Raw genomic sequence first — 17,719 nt, 5'->3', positions numbered from 1 at the left:
GTCAGGCGTCCTCCTTCAAGAGGTCCGCGCACTTCTCGCCGATCATCATCGTCGTGATGCACGGATTGACCGCGATCAGGTCCGGCATCACCGAACCGTCGGCGACCCGCAGCCCCTCGACCCCCTTGACCCGCAGCCGCGCGTCGAGCGGGGCCGAGGGGTCGTCGTCGGCGCCCATCTTCACCGTGCAGGACGGGTGGTAGACGGTGTTGTGCGTCTTGTGGATGTAGTCCAGCAGCTCGTCGTCCGTCCGGACATCGGGCCCCGGAGCCAGCTCCGCGCCCGCCCAGCCGCTCAGCGCCGGCTGTGCGACGATGCGACGCGCCAGCCTCAGCCCGTACGTCATGACCCGCACATCGTGCTCGTGCGTGAAGTACCGCGGATCCACCTTCGGCTTGTCCCGGAAGTCGCGGGTGCGCAGCCGTACCGTGCCGCGTGACTTCGCCTTCGTGACATTGGGCGTCAGACAGAACGCGTTCTCCGAGGTGGGGTAGCCCCAGCGGGCGGTGTTCATGTCGAACGGCACCGAGCCGTAGTGGAACATCAGGTCGGGCCGGTCCAGGCCCGGTTCGGTGTCGTAGAAGATGCCCGCCTCCCACCACTGGCTCGACGCGGTGGGCATGGGCTGCTTCGCCTCCCACATGATCACGCCCTCGGGGTGGTCCTGGAGGTTCTCGCCGACGCCGGGGGAGTCGACGACGACGTCCACGCCGACCTCGCGCAACGGGCCGGCCGGGCCGATGCCGGACAGCATCAGCAGCTTCGGGGAGTCGATCGAGCCGCACGAGACGATCACCTCACGCCGGGCCCGTACCGTGCGGGTGTGCACCAGGTCGGGGTCCAGATACTCGGCGCCCACACACCGGCGGCCGTCCAGCACCAGCTTCTTGGCCCGAACTCCGGTACGGACGTCCAGATTTGGACGTTTGCCCAGTACTGGGTGCAGATAGGCGACCGACGACGACTGGCGGATGTTGTTCTCGTCGGAGTTGATCTGGAACCAGTTGGCCCCGCGCACCACCGTCTTCCCGGTGTTGAACGGGACCGTGGGTATCCCGGCCTGCGCGCACGCCTGCAGCAGGGCCGCACCACACGGGTCGCCGCCCTTCAGCGTGCGCAGCTTCACCGGGCCGGTGCGGCCGTGGTGGTCGCCGGGCGCGTCGTTGTTCTCCAGCCGCCGGTACAGCGGGAACAGGTCGGCCGCGCTCCAGCCCGTACAGCCCCCGGCCGCCCAGTCGTCCAGGTCCTCCGCCGGCGCCCAGAAGGCGATGCAGGAGTTGTGCGAGGAACAGCCGCCCAGCACTCTCGCGCGCGCGTGCCGCATGAAGCTGTTGCCGGTGGCCTGTGGTTCCACCGGGTAGTCCCAGTCGTAGCCGGATTCCAGCAGGCCCATCCAGCGCTCCAGCCTGAGGACGTCGTCGTCGCCGACGTCGCTCGGACCCGCCTCCAGCACGCACACCGTCACGGACGGGTCCTCGGAGAGCCGGGCCGCCACCGCGTTGCCCGCGGTGCCGCCGCCGACCACCACGTAGTCGAACTCATCGATGCTCATGAGCAGTGACCTCCTTGGAGCCGGAATCAGTCGGCCGCCGGGGCGGCGAGGGGAGCGGTCGGGGCGGGCTCGGACTCAAGGCGGTGCTCGGCGAGCACGCCGGTGCGGTGACGCTGGACGAACCAGTAGTAGGCGAAGCCGCCGCCCGCGATGACCGCGACGAACAGCACCGCGCCCCAGCGCAGATACCAGTGGTACGGAGCGCTCGCGTTGTAGACCGCGGCCCGCGGCCAGATCAGGTTGACCGTCATGGCCGCGCCCCACACGACCGCGCCGATGTTGACGAGCAGTCCCCAGCGGCCCAGCGAGAACCTGCCCCCGCCCGCCGGCTGCCACTTGCCGCGCAGCCGGGCGACCAGCATCGGAGCGGTGACGCCCAGGTAGGCGAGGTAGATCATGACGATGCCGATGCTGGTGACGACCGTGAAGATCTGCGGCTGGCGGATGTTGACCACGAGGATCGCCAGCGCCAGCACGCCGATGATCACGGCCGGCAGGACGGGGGTCTTGAAGCGCGGACTGACCCGGGCCAGCAGCGAGGAAGCGGGCAGGTTGTTGTCCCGGGCCATGGCGAACGCGAGCCGGATCGCCGCCGTGTGCACGGCCAGCGCGCACACCGTGACCGCGATCAGCACGCACCACAGCATCGCCTTGCCGGCGGTCGGACCGAGCACGTCGAGCACGATGTACTGCAGGCCGTCCGTGGACAGCTTGTCGCCCTTGAGGCTGGAGACGCTCATCAGCGCCAGCAGCAGCACCAGGCCGCCCAGCACGAAGGAGGCGACGATCGCGCGGATGATGGCGCGCGGGGCGTTCCGGGACGGGTCCAGGGACTCCTCGCCGAGCGAGGCGGCGGTGTCGAAGCCGTACATGACGTATGCCGAGGCCAGCGAGGCCACCAGGAACGCACCGAGATAGCCGGCCGAATAGCCCGCACCGGTGTGGTTCGTCTGCATGACGACCTGCGGACCGCGGGTGATGTGGACGGCGAAGAGGATGATCAGTACAACGGTGGCGATCAACTCGATGAAGACACCCGCCGTGTTGATCGTGGCCATCAACTTGACGCCGAACGCATTGACCAGCGTGGTGAACAGAATCAACACGGTCGCCAGGATGACCGCGTTGGTCGCGACGTCGTACTTGCCGGTGCCGTCCCCGACGAACTGGAACGCGGACGAGATCTGCGGCAGCGTCAACTGGTAGGCCAGCGCGACCGCCGCGATGGACACGATGGACGCTATCAACATCATCCACCCGGCCATCCAGCCCAGATGCGGATTGCCGATCTTCTTCGACCAGTTGTAGACCGAGCCGGCCACCGGGTAGCGGGCGGCGAGTTCGGCAAAGCACAGGGCGACCATGAACTGGCCGACGAACACCATCGGCCACGACCACCAGTAGGCCGGACCGCCGCTGCCGTAGCCGAAGTAGAACAACTGAAAGGTGCCGGTGAGGATCGAGATGTAGCTGATCCCGGCGGCGAAGGTGTGGAAGTTGCCGAGCGTGCGCTTGAGTTCGGGTTTGTAGCCGAACTCGGCGAGTTCGGCGTCGTCGTGGTGGTGGGGGCCTGGTGGTTGCTCCGTGGTGGTCATCAGTGGACTCCTCTGGCTGTCAGTCGAACCAGCCCTGCGGTGCCGGCGCGGTGGTGCGCCAGATGTGTTTCGTCTCGCGGTACTCGGCGAGCCCCGCGGGTCCGAGTTCACGCCCGAACCCGGACTGCTTGTAACCACCCCATTCGGCCTGGGGCACGTAGGGGTGGTAGTCGTTGATCCAGACCGTGCCGAGGCGCAGCTCAGCCGCGACCCGGGCCGCCCTGGCCTCGTCGCCCGTCCACACGGCGCCCGCGAGGCCGTAGATCGTGTCGTTGGCGAGCCGTACGGCCTCCCCTTCGCCGGTGAACCGCTCGACGGTCAGCACCGGTCCGAAGGACTCCTCCCGGACCACCGACATCCCGCTCGTGCACGCGTCCAGGACGGTCGGGAGGTAGTAGAAGCCCTCGTCGTAGCCGGATCCGGTGGGCCGGGCGCCGCCGCAGCGCAGCACCGCGCCCTCCTCGACGCCCCGGGCCACATAGGCCTCGACCTTCGCCCGGTGGGCCGCCGAGATCAGCGGCCCGGTCTGCGCGCGCTCGTCGAACGGGCCGCCCAGCCGGATCAGCCGGGCCCGGCGTACCACCTCGGCCACGAACCGGTCGTGCAGCGCGTCCTCGACCAGCAGCCGGGCCCCGGCCGAGCAGACCTGCCCGGAGTGCAGGAACACCGCTGTCAGCGCCATGTCGACGGCCGCGTCGAAGTCGGCGTCCGCGAAGACGATGTTGGGGTTCTTACCGCCGAGTTCGAGTGCGACCTTCTTCACCGTGCCGGCCGCCGCCGCCATCAGCCGGCGTCCGGTCTGCAGACCGCCGGTGAAGGAGACCAGATCGACGTCCGGATGGTCGCCGAGCGGGGCGCCCGCCTCCGGTCCGGCGCCCAGCACCAGGTTGGCCACGCCCGGCGGCAGCCCCGCCTCCGCCAGCAGCCGCACCAGATGGATCGCGGTGTGCGGGGTCAGCTCGCTCGGCTTCAGCACGAAGGTGTTGCCTGCCGCGAGGGCCGGGGCGACCTTCCACGCGGTCTGCAGCAGCGGATAGTTCCACGGGGTGATCAGGGCGCAGACGCCGACCGGTTCGTACACCACCCGGCTGTCGACGCCCTCCCGGCCGGTGTCGACCACCCGTCCGGTCTCGGTCGCCACCAGCCGGCCGAAGTAGCGGAAACAGTTGACGACATCATCAATGTCGTACACGCTCTCCACCAGTCGCTTGCCGGTGTCAAGAGATTCGGCGCGGGCCAGGGCGTCCCGGTCGCGGACGAGGAGGTCCGCGACCCGCAGCAGCAGGTCACCGCGCTCCTGCGCCGGGGTGCGCGGCCAGGGGCCGGTGTCGAAGGCGCGCCGGGCCGCCGCGATCGCCTCCACGGTGTCCTTGCCGCCGGCCTCGTCGACGACGCCGACCAGGCTGCCGTCGGCGGGACAGCGGATCTCCCGGGTGCGCCCGTCCAGGGCGCCCCGCCACGCGCCGTCGATGAAGAGATCAGGCATCGGCCTCTCCCAGCCGGCTCAGCAGCCACTCGTGGAAGATCCCGATGTGGTGCTCGTTCGGGACCAGGACTCCGCCGGCGCGGTACGCGCGCGAGGACATCGCCGGCTGGGTGCGCTCGCACGCCTCGAAGTCCTGCGCATTGACCCGGTGGAACAGCTCCACGGACTTCGACACATCCGCCCCGGACGCCACCACGTCCGGCGCGTACAGCCAGTCGCACTCCACGACCGTGCGGTCCTCGGCCAGCGGGAACATCCGGTGCAGGATGACGTGGTCGGGCACGAGGTTGATGAACACGGTCGGCTTGACGGTGATGGCGTAGTAGCGGCGGTCCTGATCGGCGTCGACCTCGGGCAGTTTGCCGAAGCCCTCGCTGCCGTCGACCGTGAACCCCTTGATCTGCGCGCCGAACTCCGCGCCGTGGCCGACGTAGTACTGGGCGGCGTACCCGTCGGCGAACTCGGGGAGTACTTCGACGAGTTCGGGGTGGATCGTCGCGCAGTGGTAGCACTCCATGAAGTTCTCGACGATCAGCTTCCAGTTGGCCTTCACGTCGTAGGTGATGCGCCGGCCGAGAGCCAGTTGCTCGGTGCCGTAGTGCTCGATGGCGGCTGCGTCACCGAGCCGTTCCACGGCCGCCTCCATCACGGTGTCCTCGAAGGAGGGCGGTTCGTCGGCGAGGCACACCCAGGCGTAGCCGAGCCATTCACGCAAGGACACCTTGATCAACCCGTAGGCGACCCGATCAATGTCCGGCATCTTGATCAAGTTGGGCGCGGCGATCAACTTGCCGTCAAGGTCGTACGTCCATGCGTGGTACGGGCACTGGAGATTGCGGCGCACCTCGCCGGACTCCTCCGTGCACAGCCGTGCGCCCCGGTGCCGGCACACGTTCAGGAAGGCGCGCAGCTCACCCGTGCGCGTTCGGGTGATGATGACGCTCTCGCGGCCCACCTGGACCGTCCGGAAGGCGCCCGGTCTGTCCAGGTCGGCGCTGCGGACCGCGCAGAACCACAGGGACTCGAAGAGTTTCTCCTGCTCCTGCCGGAAGACGTCCGGGTCGGTGTAGTAGCGGCCCGGAAGCGTCGCGATGAGGCTCGGGGAGATCGGTGTCGTCGTCACGGGCGTGCTCCTCAGGCGGGCGCGGCGGCGGTGGGGCGGGCGGGGTGCCGGGCGATCACGAAGTGTGCGTCGGGGGTGCTGGAGTACATGCGGGTGGCGGCCTTCAGGAGGGTGCTAACGGCGGATCCGGGTCATCTTCGGGTCGAACAGCGGCTCGTCGGCGACCGTGGCCGGCACCTTCTCGCCGAAGTACTCGATGTGTACGCCGGTGCCGGTGGCGAGTCCCGCGGGGAGCCAGGCGTAGGCGACACAGCGGCCGAGCGTGTAGCCGTACGACGCGCTGGTCACATAACCGGCCGGGGCGCAGCCGACCAGGACCGGCTCCTTGCCGAGGACCACGGCGGCGGGGTCGTCGAGGAGGAGCGGGGTGAGCCGGCGGGAGGGCTCTGCGGCACGTTCGAGCGCCGCCTTGCCGACGAAGTCCTCCTTGTCCATGCGGACCGCGAAGCCGAGGCCCGCCTCGAACGGGTCGTGCTCGTCGGTCATGTCGGTGCCCCAGGCGCGGTAACCCTTCTCCAGGCGCAGCGAGTTGAAGGCGGACCGCCCCGCGGCGACCACTCCGTGCTCCTGCCCGGCCTCCCACAGCGTGTCCCACAGCCGCAGGCCCACATCGGCGGTGGTGTACAGCTCCCAGCCCAGTTCGCCGACGTAGGACAGCCGCATGGCGGTGACCGGCACGTGCCCGATGTACGTCTCCTTCGCGCGGAAGTAGCCGAAGCCCTCGTGCGAGAAGTCGTCGCGGGTCAGCGGCTGGACGAGGGCGCGGGCGAAAGGCCCCCACACGCCGATGCAGCAGGTGCCGGAGGTGATGTCGCGGATCTGCACCCCGGCCGGCGCGTGGCGCAGCAACCAGTCCAGGTCGGCCGGGGAGTTGGCGCCGACCTGGAAGCGATCGGGCGCGAGACGGGCGACGGTGAGGTCGGAGCGGATGCCTCCGGTCTCGTCCAGCAGCAGGGTGTACGTGACCGCGCCGGGCTTCTTGCGGAGGTTGTTGCTGGTCATGCGGTCCAGGAAGGAGAGCGCGCCGGGGCCGGACACCTCCAGGCGGCGCAGCGGGGTCATGTCGTACAGGGCGACCTTCTCGCGGGTCGCCCGCGCCTCGGCGGCGGCGATGGGGGACCAGTAGCGGGCCGACCAGGCGTCGCGCTCGGGCAGGTCGCCGAGGGCGTCGACGAGCGGGGCGTTCGCCTCGTACCAGTGCGGGCGCTCCCAGCCGGTGCCTTCCAGGAAGAAGGCGCCGAGCTGCTGCTGACGGGCGTGGAAGGGGCTGACCCGGAGGGGGCGCGGCTGTTCCATCGGCTGGAGGGGGTGCAAGACGTCGTACACCTCGGCGAACTGCTGTGAACCGCGCTCACGGAGGTACGCCGGTGAACGCTGCGCTTCCTCGAACCGGGTGAGGTCGCACTCGTGCACGTCGAGGGAGGGCTGCCCGTCGACCATCCACTCGGCCACCGCCTTCGCCACCCCGGCGGAGTGCGTCACCCAGACCGCCTCGGCCAGCCAGAAGCCCCGCAGTTGCCGGGCCTCTCCGAGGACCGGCATGCCGTCCGGAGTGAAGGAGAACACCCCGTTGAAACCGGTCTCGATCTCCGTCTCGCGCAGAGCGGGCAGCAGTCGGCGGCAGTCCTCCCAGCTCGGCGCCCAGTCCGCGACGGTGAACGGGTACGAGGACGGCATCTCCCTGCCCTGCGCACGCGCCTCGTCGTAGGCGAGCACGGCGAACGGGTCCACCGGCAGCGGCCGGTGCGCGTAGGAGCCGATGCCGATGCGGTCGGTGTGCTCACGGAAGTACAGGTCCCGGTCCTGGAAGCGGAGGATCGGTTTCGAGGCCTCGGCCGCGGCGCCGCTCAGCTCGGGCAGCGGTCCGGTCTTCGCGTACTGGTGCGCGAGCGGTTGCAGCGGTACGTCGATCCCGGCCATACGGCCGATGACCGGCCCCCAGAATCCGGCCGCGGAGACCACCCGGTCGGCGGGGAAGCCGCCGCGGTCGGTGAGCACGGCGGTGACATGGCCGTTCTCCTGCTCGATGCCCGTGACCGTGTGGCGGTCCAGGAATCGGGCGCCGCGCGCGACGGCCCGCTCCATCTGGGCACGGGCCGCGAGCAGGGCGCGGGCCAGGCCGTCGTCGGGGGTGTGGAATCCGCCGAGGACGACCGACTCGTCCAGCAGCGGCCAGAGTTCCTTGCAGCGGGCGGTGCTCACGATCTCGCCGCGGATGCCCCAGGAGGCGGCGTAACCGGCCCGGCGGTGCAGGTCGGCCAGCCGCTCGGGGGTGGTGGCGAGTTCCAGGCCGCCGACCTGCTGGAAACAGGAGACACCGTCGGCCCGGAGTGAACAGAACTTCTCGACGGTGTACTTGGCGAACTCGGCGAGCGTCTTGGAGGGGCTGGTCTGGAAGACGAGCCCGGGGGCGTGCGAGGTGGAGCCGCCGGGGGCGGGCAGCGGGCCCTGTTCGAGGACGGTGACATCGGTCCAGCCGCGGGCGGTCAGCTCGTCGGCGAGGGAGCAGCCGACGATGCCGGCGCCGATGACGACGACGCGCGGGCCACGGTCCTGGGGTGCGGAATTGCTGGTCATGCCCCTCCTTGTGGTGGCGGGGATGGCAGGTGCGGGAGAGTCGCTCAGGCGAAGGGGACGTTCGGCCGCTCGGCGGCGATCGTCGTGTCCTGGCCGTGCCCGGTGTGGACGACGGTGCCGCCCGGCAGGGTGAGCAGCCGGGCGCGGATGGACGCCTCGATGGTCGGGTGGTCGGAGTACGAGCGCCCGGTGGCGCCGGGACCGCCGTGGAAGAGGGTGTCGCCGGTGAAGACGGCGTCGAGGAACGGGACGTACAGGCAGCAGCTGCCCCAGGTGTGGCCGGGGGTGTGGATCACCTGGAGTTCGATGCCGGCGACCGTGAGGACACGGCCGTCGGTCAGCTCACCGTCCGGCTTGCGGCCGGGGTGGGTGCGGGACCACAGCTCGTGGTCGTGCGGGTGGAGCAGGACGGGCGCCCCGGTGCGGGTGGAGAGCGCGGCCGCCGCGTCGATGTGGTCGTCGTGGGCGTGGGTGCAGACGACGGAGGTGACCCGGCGGCCCGCGACGGCGTGCTCGATCGCCTCGGCGTCATGCGCGGCGTCCACGACCAGCACCTCCTCGTCGTCACCGAGCAGCCAGACATTGTTGTCGACCTCGAAGGTGTCGCCGTCGAGGCTGAACGTGCCGTGGGTGACAAGGCGTTCGATGCGTACGGCGCCCTTCACAGCACCACCACCGAGCGCAGCACCTCGCCCCGGTGCATCTTGCCGAACGCTTCCTCCACCTGGTCCAGGGCGATCGTCTCGGACACGAACGCGTTGAGGTCGAGCAGGCCGTACAGGTACTGGTCGATCAGGAAGGGGAAGTCCCGGCTCGGCAGACAGTCGCCGTACCAGGAGGACTTGATCGCTCCGCCGCGCGAGAAGACGTCGATCAGCGGGAGTTCGACCGTCATCTCGGGCGAGGGCACACCGACCTGGACCAGCAGACCGGCGTGATCGCGCATGTAGAAGGCCTGCTTGAAGGTCTCGGGCCGGCCCACCGCGTCGATGGCGATGTCCACGCCGTGGCCGTCGGTGAGTTCCCGGACGGCCTCGATCGGGTCGGTGCCACGGGAGTTGACGGTGTGGGTGGCGCCGAACCTCTCCGCCTGGTCGAGCTTCTTGTCGTCGATGTCCACGGCGATGACCTTCATGGCGCCGTTCAGACAGGCGCCCGCGATGGCCGCGTTGCCGACGCCGCCGCAGCCGATGACGGCGACCGAGTCACCCCGGCCGACGTTGCCGGTGTTGACGGCGGCGCCGTAACCGGCCATCACCCCGCAGCCGATGAGACCGGCCGCCTCGGGGCGCGCGGCCGGGTCGATCTTCACCGCCTGACCGGCCGCGACCAGCGTCTTCTCGGCGAAGGCGCCGATGCCGAGGGCGTTGCTGAGCGGGGTGCCGTCCAGCAGGGTCATCGGCTGCGCGGCATTGCGGGAGTCGAAGCAGTACCAGGGCCGGCCGCGGCGACAGGAACGGCAGCTGCCGCAGGGCGCCCGCCAGGCCAGCACCACATAGTCGCCGGGCTTCAGGTCGGTGACACCCGGGCCGACCGAGGCGATCGTGCCGGCCGCCTCATGGCCCAGCAGGAACGGGAAGTCGTCGTTGATCGCGCCCTCCCGGTAGTGGAGATCCGTGTGGCACACCCCGCAGGCCTGCACATCGACCAGGACCTCACCGGGGCCCGGATCGGGGACGACGATCGTCCGCACCTGAACGGGTGCGCCCTTCTTCTCAGCGACTACGGCACGGACCTCGTGTGGCACGACAAGCTCCTCTGCTGTTGCGCATTGCACGATGGGTTGCGCGATGAGGAACATATTGAGAACGGCGTCACGGGGCCGTCAAGGGGTGCGCGTTAACCCCTGGAAAAAGGGAACCCGCGGGGCGAAACCTCTGGGACACACGGGCGGACACCCGACCGCGCGGGACCAGGAACGTCCCGGTCCCGCGCGGCGGTTCGTGCGGTGTGAACGCGGTGCGCGTGTCTGTCGCCGGCCCAGTCAGAAGCCGTAGCCCATCCGGCGCGACAGCTCGGCGCCGGCCGCCACCGTCCGCTTCGCCACCTCCGGCAGCCGGTCCGGATTCAGCCGGTACACCGGACCCGAGACGCTGATCGCGGCGATCACCTTGCCGTCGTGCGCCCGCACCGGGGCCGCGACGGCCGCGAGTCCCAGCTCCAGCTCCTCGATGGTGACGCCGTAGCCCTGCTCGACCACGGCCTCCAGCTCCGCGCGCAGCATCGCCGCGCCGGTGATCGTACGGTCGGTGAACCGCGGCAGCGTCCGCGCCAGCAGACCCTCGCGCAGGGTGGGCGACATGTGCGCGAGCAGCACCTTGCCGCTGGAGGTGGCGTGCAGCGGGGTGCGCCTGCCCAGCCAGTTCTGCGCGGTGACCGAGGCGGTGCCGCGGGCCTGCATGATGTTGACCGCCGCGTCTTCGTCGAGCACGGCGACGTTCACCGTCTCGCCCAGCTCGTCGGCGACCTCCCGGCAGACCGGGACGCCCTCCTGGGAGATGTCGAGCCGTACCGCCGCCGCTCCCGCGAGGCGGAGCACGCCGGCCCCCAGGTAGTACTTGCCGCGGTCCTTCGCCTGGGCCACCAGGCCGCGGTTCTCCAGTACGCCGAGCAGCCGGAACGCCGTGGACTTGTGCACGTCCAGCTCCTCGGCGATCTCGGTGACGCCCGCCTCGCCGTGCCGGGCGAGGATCTCCAGCACGCTCACGGCGCGGTCCACCGACTGCACCGCGCTGGCCGCGCCGCGGCCGTTCTGCCTCTCCGGGGTCCTTGGGTTCTCCGTGGTCTCCTCGTTGCGGTCAGACTTCTTCTGCGTGCGGGTCATGGCTCAACTCTCACCACCTGTGGGCCCGGTTCGGGCCGCATCTGCGGGAAGCCCTTGACGCGACGGTCGTCCCGCCCGGATTCTGTTGCGCATAGCGCTTGCTCGTGCGCCATACGAAACACCATGTTACCGAAGCGTCCGGATCCCGGAAGGGTGCCGGACCACCCGGACCGATGAGGTCCGCCATTCCCTTGCCTGTGCACCGGGGCCGGACCACCGCAGGTCCGGACTCCCGTCAGCCATACCTGTGTCATCCCTGACGCCTGCATCGAGCAGGTCCCGGACCGAGTGTCCCGGACCGAGAGGGGGGCCCGTGATTCCCGTCTGCCGCCTCGACGACCTCCCCGAGGGCGAGTCCGCCCGCGTCGAGACCACGCCGCCCATCGCCGTGTTCCGCACCGAGGACGGCGGGCTGTACGCCATCGACGACACCTGTACGCACCAGGACGCATCCCTCTCAGAGGGCTGGCTGGAGGGCTGCCTGATCGAATGCCCGCTGCACGCCGCGTCCTTCGACCTGCGCACCGGCGAGCCGACCTGCCTGCCGGCCCGGCGCCCCGTTCGCACCCACCGCGTCACCGTCGAGGACGGTGTCATCCACGTCCACCTCAACGCGGAGAAGGGCACAGCCGCATGAACCCCACACCCGGCTCCTACGGCCGCCCGGCCCCCGTCCCCGGACGTCGCGGCCATGTGAGCACGGTTTCCGGCTGTCGCGGTGGCGTGAGCACGGCCCCCGGGGCATCCGCCACCCCCCGGCCCGCCAGCACAACACCGTTGTGCCGTCCGGTCCGTGACACATCGATCCACCCTCTCCTTCCCGCCGCCCACGTGAGGAGCCATGTCGCATGAGGACCGTCACCATCGTCGGTGCCTCCCTCTCCGGGCTCTACGCCGCCCGGGAACTGCGGGCCCAGGGCTTCGACGGCCGGCTGGTGATCATCGGCGAGGAACCCCACCGTCCCTACGACCGGCCTCCCCTCTCCAAGGACTTCCTCACCGGCCGCACCGACGAGGACCGGCTCGCCCTCGCCGACGCCGACGACAGCGCCGGACTCGACGCCGAGTGGCTGCTCGGCATCCGCGCCCGCGGGCTCGACGCCCGCGGCCGCACGGTCCTCCTCGACGACGGCCGTACCATCTCCACCGACGGTGTCGTCATCGCCACCGGCGCCGCCGCCCGCAGGCTCCCCGGCAACGGCCTCGCCGGCGTCCACACCCTGCGCACCCTGGACGACGCCCGGGCCCTGCGCGCCGACCTCGGCCGGGAACCCCGCCGGGTCGTCGTCATCGGCGGCGGATTCATCGGAGCCGAGACCGCGTCCTCGTGCGCCGGACTCGGCCACGCGGTCACGGTCGTCGAGGCCGCACCGATTCCGCTGGTGCCCCAACTCGGTGCCGGAATGGCCGCCGTGTGCGCCGCCCTGCACCGGCGCGGCGGGGTGGAGCTGATCACCGGAACCGGCGTGGCCGGCCTGCGCGGCACCGCCTCCGTCACCGGTGTCGACCTCACCGACGGCCGTACGCTTCCCGCCGACACCGTGATCGTCGGTATCGGCGCCACTCCCAACACCTCGTGGCTGGTGGGCTCGACGCTCGCCCTGCACGACGGCGTTCTGTGCGACGACGGCTGCGCGACGGCCCTGCCCCAGGTGGTCGCCGTCGGCGACGTCGCCCGCGTCGGCGGCAACCGGGCCGAGCACTGGACGTCCGCCACCGAGCAACCCCGCGTCGCCGTGACCAACCTCCTCGCCGGCCGCACCCTTGAGACGGTCCGCACGGTGCCGTACTTCTGGTCCGACCAGTACGGCTCCCGCATCCAGTTCGCCGGCCGGCACCGCGAGGGCGACACGGTCCGCCTCGCCGAGGGCGAGATCACCGACGCGGGCGGTCACCCGGGGCCCGGCGAGGCCGGCTTCCTCGCCCACTACGAGCGGAACGGCCGTACCGTCGCCGTACTCGGAGTCGACCGGCCCCGCGCCTTCATGCGGGCCCGGCGCGCACTCCAGCGGGAGGAGCGGGAACGGGCCGTACCGGCCGTGCTGTGACGGCGGAACCGGCGAGCAGCGGCGGGCCCAGGACGTCGAGCGATGACGGGCCGGGGACGGCGTGACCGAGTGGGGTCACGCCCGACCCGCCCGTACCGGCTCAGAGATGGGACAGCTGCCCGGCGCCGCCCCGCCGGCGTATCCGCTCCTGCTCGCGCAGGGCCGCCCGCTCCTCGCGTCGGCGGGCCCGGCGCTCGCGGCGCAGCGCCCGGGCCGTGCTGCTGGGCTCGGAGACCACGCCGTACCGCTGGTTCCACACCTGGCGGGTCACCCATACGTCGACCACGGACCAGGTGGCCACCACCGTGCTCGCCACACTGCTGATCACCATCGGGAACGCCAGCCAGGACCCGGCCAGCGTGCACAGGAACGCCACCATCGCCTGGATCAGCGTGACCGAGATGATCAGGACAGCGCGCACCGCCGCCGTACGCACCGGGTCCGGCATCGGGTGCCGCTTCGCGGGCTCCTCCACCCACAACGGCCGGTAGTCCTGCCGCTGTTCTCCCATGGACTCCCCGGCGTGCCCGCGCACCGGAATGTCGCGATCCGACGCCCTGAGGCCCTGCCGCGCCGCCGAGCGCCCCGCCACGCTCTCCTCGGGCGCTTCGCGCCGCTCCGCCGTGCCCATCACCTTGTCACTCCCCACCGCCAGCAGACCGCTCGCCCCGGTGTCACAAGACGCCGACTCCCCAGTGGCTGCCCGGCTTGCGCTGTATTACGCCGCCGGGGTGCGGGATGCGGCTCCTGTGGCCCATTCCGCCCCCATTTCCCATAGAGAAGGACGCACGACACCGCGTGAAGATTCCCCGTCTGCGAAAAAATCCAGCCAACCGTCCGGCCGCGGCATCCCGGCCCGACCGGGTGTGAGTGCCGGATCGCGGTGGCAATCTCCCCCCATGCCCGGACAACTCGCCATGTCTCGCCGCCGGAGCGGAAGTTCATCCTCCGGACATGTCTTCGAGTTAACTGTGAGGCGGTAGTAGGCTCGCGCCGTTTGTTGACGGACATGTGCACCCCCGGCCGGCGGGGGACGAGCTGGGGGAGGCCATGCGCTTTCGCGGGAAGTCGATCCGCCGGAAGATCGTGGCGCTGCTTCTCGTGCCGCTGGTGTCCCTGACCGCCATCTGGGGCTTCGCAACGGTACTGACAGGGCGCGAAGTCGCCCGGCTGTTCCATGCGTCGGACGTCAAGCAGGACATCGGCTACCCCACCGAGGACACCGTCCGGGTGCTGCAGCAGGAGCGCCGACAGACCCTCGTCTACCTCGCCGACCCGCGGGCCGCCGACGCCCTCTCCGCGCTGCAGCGCACCCGCACCGCCACCGACGGGGCGCTGGCCAAGATCCGGAAGAACGCCGGCGACCACGACGTCCTCGACGCCATGGACGCGAACGGCGGCAAACGCCTCACCGCCGTCCTGGACGCCTTCGACGGCCTTGAGGCCCTGCGCCGCAGCGTCGAGCAGGGCACCGTCACCCGGGTTCAGGCCTTCGGCCTCTACAACCGCCTGGTCGACCCCTGCTTCACGCTGCTCGCCGCCCTCGAAGGCATCGACGACGTCGAACTGGACGCGCAGGCCCGCGCGATGGTCAACGTCAGCCGCGCCCGCGAGCTGCTCTCCCGCGAGGACGCCCTGCTCGGCTCCTCCCTCGTCGTCGGCACGCTCACCCGCGCCGAGACCCGCGACCTCTCCGACCTCGTCGCCCAGCGCACCGTCCTGTACGACGTCAGCCTGCCGCTGCTGCCCTCCTCCGAGCGCGGTCGCTACGAACGCCTGTGGAAGGACGCCGACACCGCTCCGCTGCGCACGGCCGAGCAGACCGTCATCGACACGGACTCCGGCACTCCGCACGGCGTCACCGCGAAGAGCTGGGACTCCGCGGCCGCGAGCGTCCTGGACGCACTCGGCACCCTGGACGACCAGGCGGGCGACCGCTTCCAGGACCGTGCGCACCCCGTGGCCGTCGGCGTGATCGTGCAGGCGGCCGTCGCGGGACTCCTCGGTCTCGTCGCGCTCGTGCTCTCCCTCGTCCTGTCCGTCCGGATCGGCCGCACCCTCGTCCGCGACCTGCGCCAGCTGCGCCTGGAGGCGCACGAGGCCTCCGGTGTCCGGCTGCCGAGCGTGATGCGCCGCCTGTCCGCCGGCGAACACGTCGACGTCGAGACCGAGGTGCCGCGCCTGGAGTACGACAAGAACGAGATGGGCGAGGTCGGCCAGGCCCTCAACACCCTCCAGCGCGCCGCCGTCGAGGCCGCCGTCAAACAGTCCGAGCTGCGGTCCGGTGTCGCCGAGGTCTTCGTCAACCTCGCCCGGCGCAGCCAGGTGCTGCTGCACAAGCAGCTCACGCTGCTCGACACCATGGAACGCCGCACCGAGGACACCGACGAACTCGCCGACCTGTTCCGCCTGGACCACCTCACCACCCGTATGCGCCGGCACGCCGAGGGCCTGGTGATCCTCTCCGGCGCCGCACCCTCCCGGCAGTGGCGCCGCCCGGTGCAGCTGATGGACATCGTGCGTGCCTCCGTCGCCGAGGTCGAGGACTACGAACGCATCGAGGTCCGGCGCCTGCCCCGGGTCGCACTCACCGGACCGGCCGTCGCCGACCTCACCCACCTGCTGGCCGAACTCCTGGAGAACGCCACGGTCTTCTCGCCTCCGCACACCGCCGTCCAGGTGATCGGGGAACGGGTCGCCAACGGCTTCACGCTGGAGATCCACGACCGCGGTCTCGGTATGGCGGCCGAGGCGCTGCTGGACGCCAACCTGCGGCTCGCCGAGACCCCCGAGTTCGAACTGTCCGACACCGACCGGCTCGGCCTGTTCGTGGTCAGCCGTCTCGCCCAGCGCCAGAACGTCCGGGTCTCCCTCCAGCCGTCGCCCTACGGCGGCACCACGGCCATCGTCTTCATCCCCGACGCGCTGCTCAGCGACGACATACCCGACACCAACGGTCTCGGCTTCCGCCTCGACCGGGACCGCGGCGGGAAGGGGACCGGGCAGGTGGCGGGCCGTGCCGGCGGGCGGTCCGCGGGGCCGGTGCAGCTGCCCGGCCTGCCGACCTCGCTGCTGGACGGGCCCGTCGAGCTGGAGGCGCCGGTGGACCTCGACGCCATCGACGACTTCCCCGGCGTCCTGGGGGACGACGACAGCGAGCGCGGCGGACTGTTCCGGCCCCGCCGCTCCCTGTCCCGCACCGACGACCCGGCGCCCTCCGTGTCCGCCGACCGCGAGGCACGCGAAGAGGGCGGCGACCGCGGGCCGGTACCGCTGCCGCGCCGGCAGACCCCCAAACTGGTCAGCTCGCACGGCAAGCCCGTCACCGACCAGCGCCCCCGCGGTGACGAACCCGACGAGCAGCCCTCCGCCGACGCGCGCCGCCCCGACAGCACCGGCGGACTGGCCCCGCTGCCCGCCCGCCGGCGCACCACGGCCTCCCACCGCCCCGCGGAACCCGCCGACCGGCCCGAGGAACGCGGGGGGGCTCCCGCCGACGGCACCGAAGCCCTGTCCGAGGTCCCCGCCCTGCCCCGACGCAGGCGAGCCACGACACCGGCGGACGAGAGCCCGGGCCCCTTGTGGCAGGCCCGCGACGGCAAGGCAGGGTCGGCCGGGGTGGAGTCCGGTTCCGGGACGGGCGTGCGGCCCCGCTCCGAAGGAGGGGGGGCCGAGCCGACCGGTGAGCGGGCCCCTTCCGATGAGGGCACGGCTCAGGCCACCGGCGACCTGCATCGGCGCACGGGCGGCCTGGCTCGACCCACCGGCGACCTGCCACAGCCCACCGGCCTGGCGGCGCAGCCCACCCCCGACGGGGCCCTGTCCGGCGGTGAGGTCGAGGCGGCCGGCGGCCCGCTGCCCCGGCGGGTGCGGCAGGCCAGCCTGGCTCCCCAGCTCAGGCAGGACACCGCGCGGCCCGCCGAACGTGCCGCGCAACCTGCCGAGCGCGACGCCGACGAGGTCCGTAGCAGGATGGCCTCGCTCCAGCGCGGCTGGCAGCGCGGCCGCGAGGAGAACGCCGCGGGCGAGGGCGTCCAGAACGGCACAGCACAAGGAACGACTAAGGGGGACGGTCGATGACCGCACCGAAGGCGACCGGCCACACGGAGACGAACAAGGGGGAGCTGAACTGGCTCCTCGACGATCTGGTCGACCGGGTCGCCAGCATCCGCAAGGCCGTCGTTCTGTCCGGCGACGGCCTGCCAACGGGTGTGTCCAAGGATCTGACCAGGGAGGACAGCGAGCATCTGGCCGCCGTAGCATCCGGCTTCCACAGCCTCGCCAAGGGCGTGGGCCGTCACTTCGACGCGGGCGGCGTACGGCAGACGGTGGTCGAGCTGGACGACGCCTTCCTGTTCGTCACCGCCGCAGGGGACGGCAGCTGCCTCGCCGTGCTCTCCGACGCCGACTCCGATGTCGGCCAGGTCGCCTACGAGATGACGCTCCTGGTCAAGCGGGTCGGTGTGCATCTGGGCACCGTCCCGCGCACCGATCTGCCCGCAGGCGGGTAGTGG

13 protein-coding genes are annotated in these 17,719 nt (G+C 71.2%); 4 read left to right on the top strand and 9 right to left on the bottom strand.

The window, feature by feature from the left end; translation table 11 throughout:
• Position 1 precedes the first annotated feature (1 nt).
• From AB0L75_RS34410 to AB0L75_RS34375, 8 genes are all read right to left on the bottom strand, one after another.
• Entirely contained in the window at positions 2-1,552 is a 1,551-nt protein-coding gene (locus AB0L75_RS34410; protein ID WP_365189120.1) for a GMC family oxidoreductase N-terminal domain-containing protein, read from the bottom strand.
• 26 nt (positions 1,553-1,578) lie between these two features.
• Entirely contained in the window at positions 1,579-3,147 is a 1,569-nt protein-coding gene (locus AB0L75_RS34405; RefSeq protein ID WP_365189118.1) for an amino acid permease, read from the bottom strand.
• A gap of 19 nt (positions 3,148-3,166) precedes the next feature.
• A complete protein-coding gene (locus AB0L75_RS34400; protein ID WP_365189115.1) occupies positions 3,167-4,633 on the bottom strand; it encodes an aldehyde dehydrogenase family protein in 1,467 nt (488 codons plus the stop codon).
• Positions 4,626-5,756 carry an aromatic ring-hydroxylating dioxygenase subunit alpha gene (locus tag AB0L75_RS34395; protein WP_365189114.1) on the bottom strand — a complete coding sequence of 377 codons (1,131 nt, stop codon included), beginning with the start codon at positions 5,754-5,756 and terminating at the stop codon, positions 4,626-4,628. Before AB0L75_RS34395 ends, AB0L75_RS34400 begins: the two co-directional genes overlap by 8 nt.
• Before the next feature lie 114 nt (positions 5,757-5,870).
• Positions 5,871-8,333: an FAD-dependent oxidoreductase gene (locus AB0L75_RS34390; protein ID WP_365189111.1), complete on the bottom strand. Its 2,463-nt coding sequence runs from the start codon at positions 8,331-8,333 to the stop codon at positions 5,871-5,873.
• Positions 8,334-8,377: 44 nt separating this feature from the next.
• The gene (locus tag AB0L75_RS34385) at positions 8,378-8,998 is read right to left on the bottom strand and encodes an MBL fold metallo-hydrolase (protein WP_365189108.1); all 621 of its coding nucleotides are present in this window, start codon (positions 8,996-8,998) and stop codon (positions 8,378-8,380) included.
• Complete coding sequence (locus AB0L75_RS34380; RefSeq protein WP_365189106.1) at positions 8,995-10,080, bottom strand: S-(hydroxymethyl)mycothiol dehydrogenase; 1,086 nt, start codon at positions 10,078-10,080, stop codon at positions 8,995-8,997. Before AB0L75_RS34380 ends, AB0L75_RS34385 begins: the two co-directional genes overlap by 4 nt.
• Positions 10,081-10,317: 237 nt before the next feature.
• Positions 10,318-11,157 (bottom strand): IclR family transcriptional regulator, encoded by an 840-nt coding sequence (locus AB0L75_RS34375; RefSeq protein WP_365189103.1) that lies wholly within the window; start codon positions 11,155-11,157, stop codon positions 10,318-10,320.
• Positions 11,158-11,470: 313 nt separating this feature from the next.
• Here AB0L75_RS34375 and AB0L75_RS34370 point away from each other — a divergent pair, with 313 nt between their 5' ends.
• Positions 11,471-11,794, top strand: coding sequence for a bifunctional 3-phenylpropionate/cinnamic acid dioxygenase ferredoxin subunit (locus AB0L75_RS34370; RefSeq protein WP_365189101.1), 324 nt, complete (start codon positions 11,471-11,473; stop codon positions 11,792-11,794).
• A gap of 211 nt (positions 11,795-12,005) precedes the next feature.
• Positions 12,006-13,205: an FAD-dependent oxidoreductase gene (locus AB0L75_RS34365; RefSeq protein WP_365189099.1), complete on the top strand. Its 1,200-nt coding sequence runs from the start codon at positions 12,006-12,008 to the stop codon at positions 13,203-13,205.
• 100 nt (positions 13,206-13,305) lie between these two features.
• On the opposite strand, the gene AB0L75_RS34360 is transcribed toward AB0L75_RS34365, so the two are convergent.
• Positions 13,306-13,836 carry a hypothetical protein gene (locus AB0L75_RS34360; RefSeq protein ID WP_365189096.1) on the bottom strand — a complete coding sequence of 177 codons (531 nt, stop codon included), beginning with the start codon at positions 13,834-13,836 and terminating at the stop codon, positions 13,306-13,308.
• 419 nt (positions 13,837-14,255) lie between these two features.
• Between AB0L75_RS34360 and AB0L75_RS34355 the strand changes: the two genes are divergently transcribed.
• On the top strand, positions 14,256-17,285 hold the full coding sequence (locus tag AB0L75_RS34355) for a nitrate- and nitrite sensing domain-containing protein (protein WP_365189094.1): 3,030 nt from the start codon (positions 14,256-14,258) through the stop codon (positions 17,283-17,285).
• The gene (locus AB0L75_RS34350; RefSeq protein ID WP_365189091.1) at positions 17,282-17,716 is read left to right on the top strand and encodes a roadblock/LC7 domain-containing protein; all 435 of its coding nucleotides are present in this window, start codon (positions 17,282-17,284) and stop codon (positions 17,714-17,716) included. The genes AB0L75_RS34355 and AB0L75_RS34350 overlap by 4 nt, the downstream gene beginning before the upstream one ends.
• The last annotated feature ends 3 nt before the right edge of the window (positions 17,717-17,719 follow it).

The sequence above is a fragment of the Streptomyces sp. NPDC052101 genome (genome assembly GCF_040680235.1).
Lineage (GTDB): Bacteria > Actinomycetota > Actinomycetes > Streptomycetales > Streptomycetaceae > Streptomyces.
This window is presented reverse-complemented; position numbering and strand designations above follow the sequence as displayed.

Coding starts and splice junctions, on each gene's coding strand:
- AB0L75_RS34360 (WP_365189096.1), bottom strand. CDS start 13,836: ATGGGCACGGCGGAGCGGCGCGAAGCGCCCGAGGAGAGCGTGGCGGGG.
- AB0L75_RS34390 (WP_365189111.1), bottom strand. CDS start 8,333: ATGACCAGCAATTCCGCACCCCAGGACCGTGGCCCGCGCGTCGTCGTC.
- AB0L75_RS34375 (WP_365189103.1), bottom strand. CDS start 11,157: ATGACCCGCACGCAGAAGAAGTCTGACCGCAACGAGGAGACCACGGAG.
- AB0L75_RS34410 (WP_365189120.1), bottom strand. CDS start 1,552: ATGAGCATCGATGAGTTCGACTACGTGGTGGTCGGCGGCGGCACCGCG.
- AB0L75_RS34400 (WP_365189115.1), bottom strand. CDS start 4,633: ATGCCTGATCTCTTCATCGACGGCGCGTGGCGGGGCGCCCTGGACGGG.
- AB0L75_RS34365 (WP_365189099.1), top strand. CDS start 12,006: ATGAGGACCGTCACCATCGTCGGTGCCTCCCTCTCCGGGCTCTACGCC.
- AB0L75_RS34405 (WP_365189118.1), bottom strand. CDS start 3,147: ATGACCACCACGGAGCAACCACCAGGCCCCCACCACCACGACGACGCC.
- AB0L75_RS34350 (WP_365189091.1), top strand. CDS start 17,282: ATGACCGCACCGAAGGCGACCGGCCACACGGAGACGAACAAGGGGGAG.
- AB0L75_RS34355 (WP_365189094.1), top strand. CDS start 14,256: ATGCGCTTTCGCGGGAAGTCGATCCGCCGGAAGATCGTGGCGCTGCTT.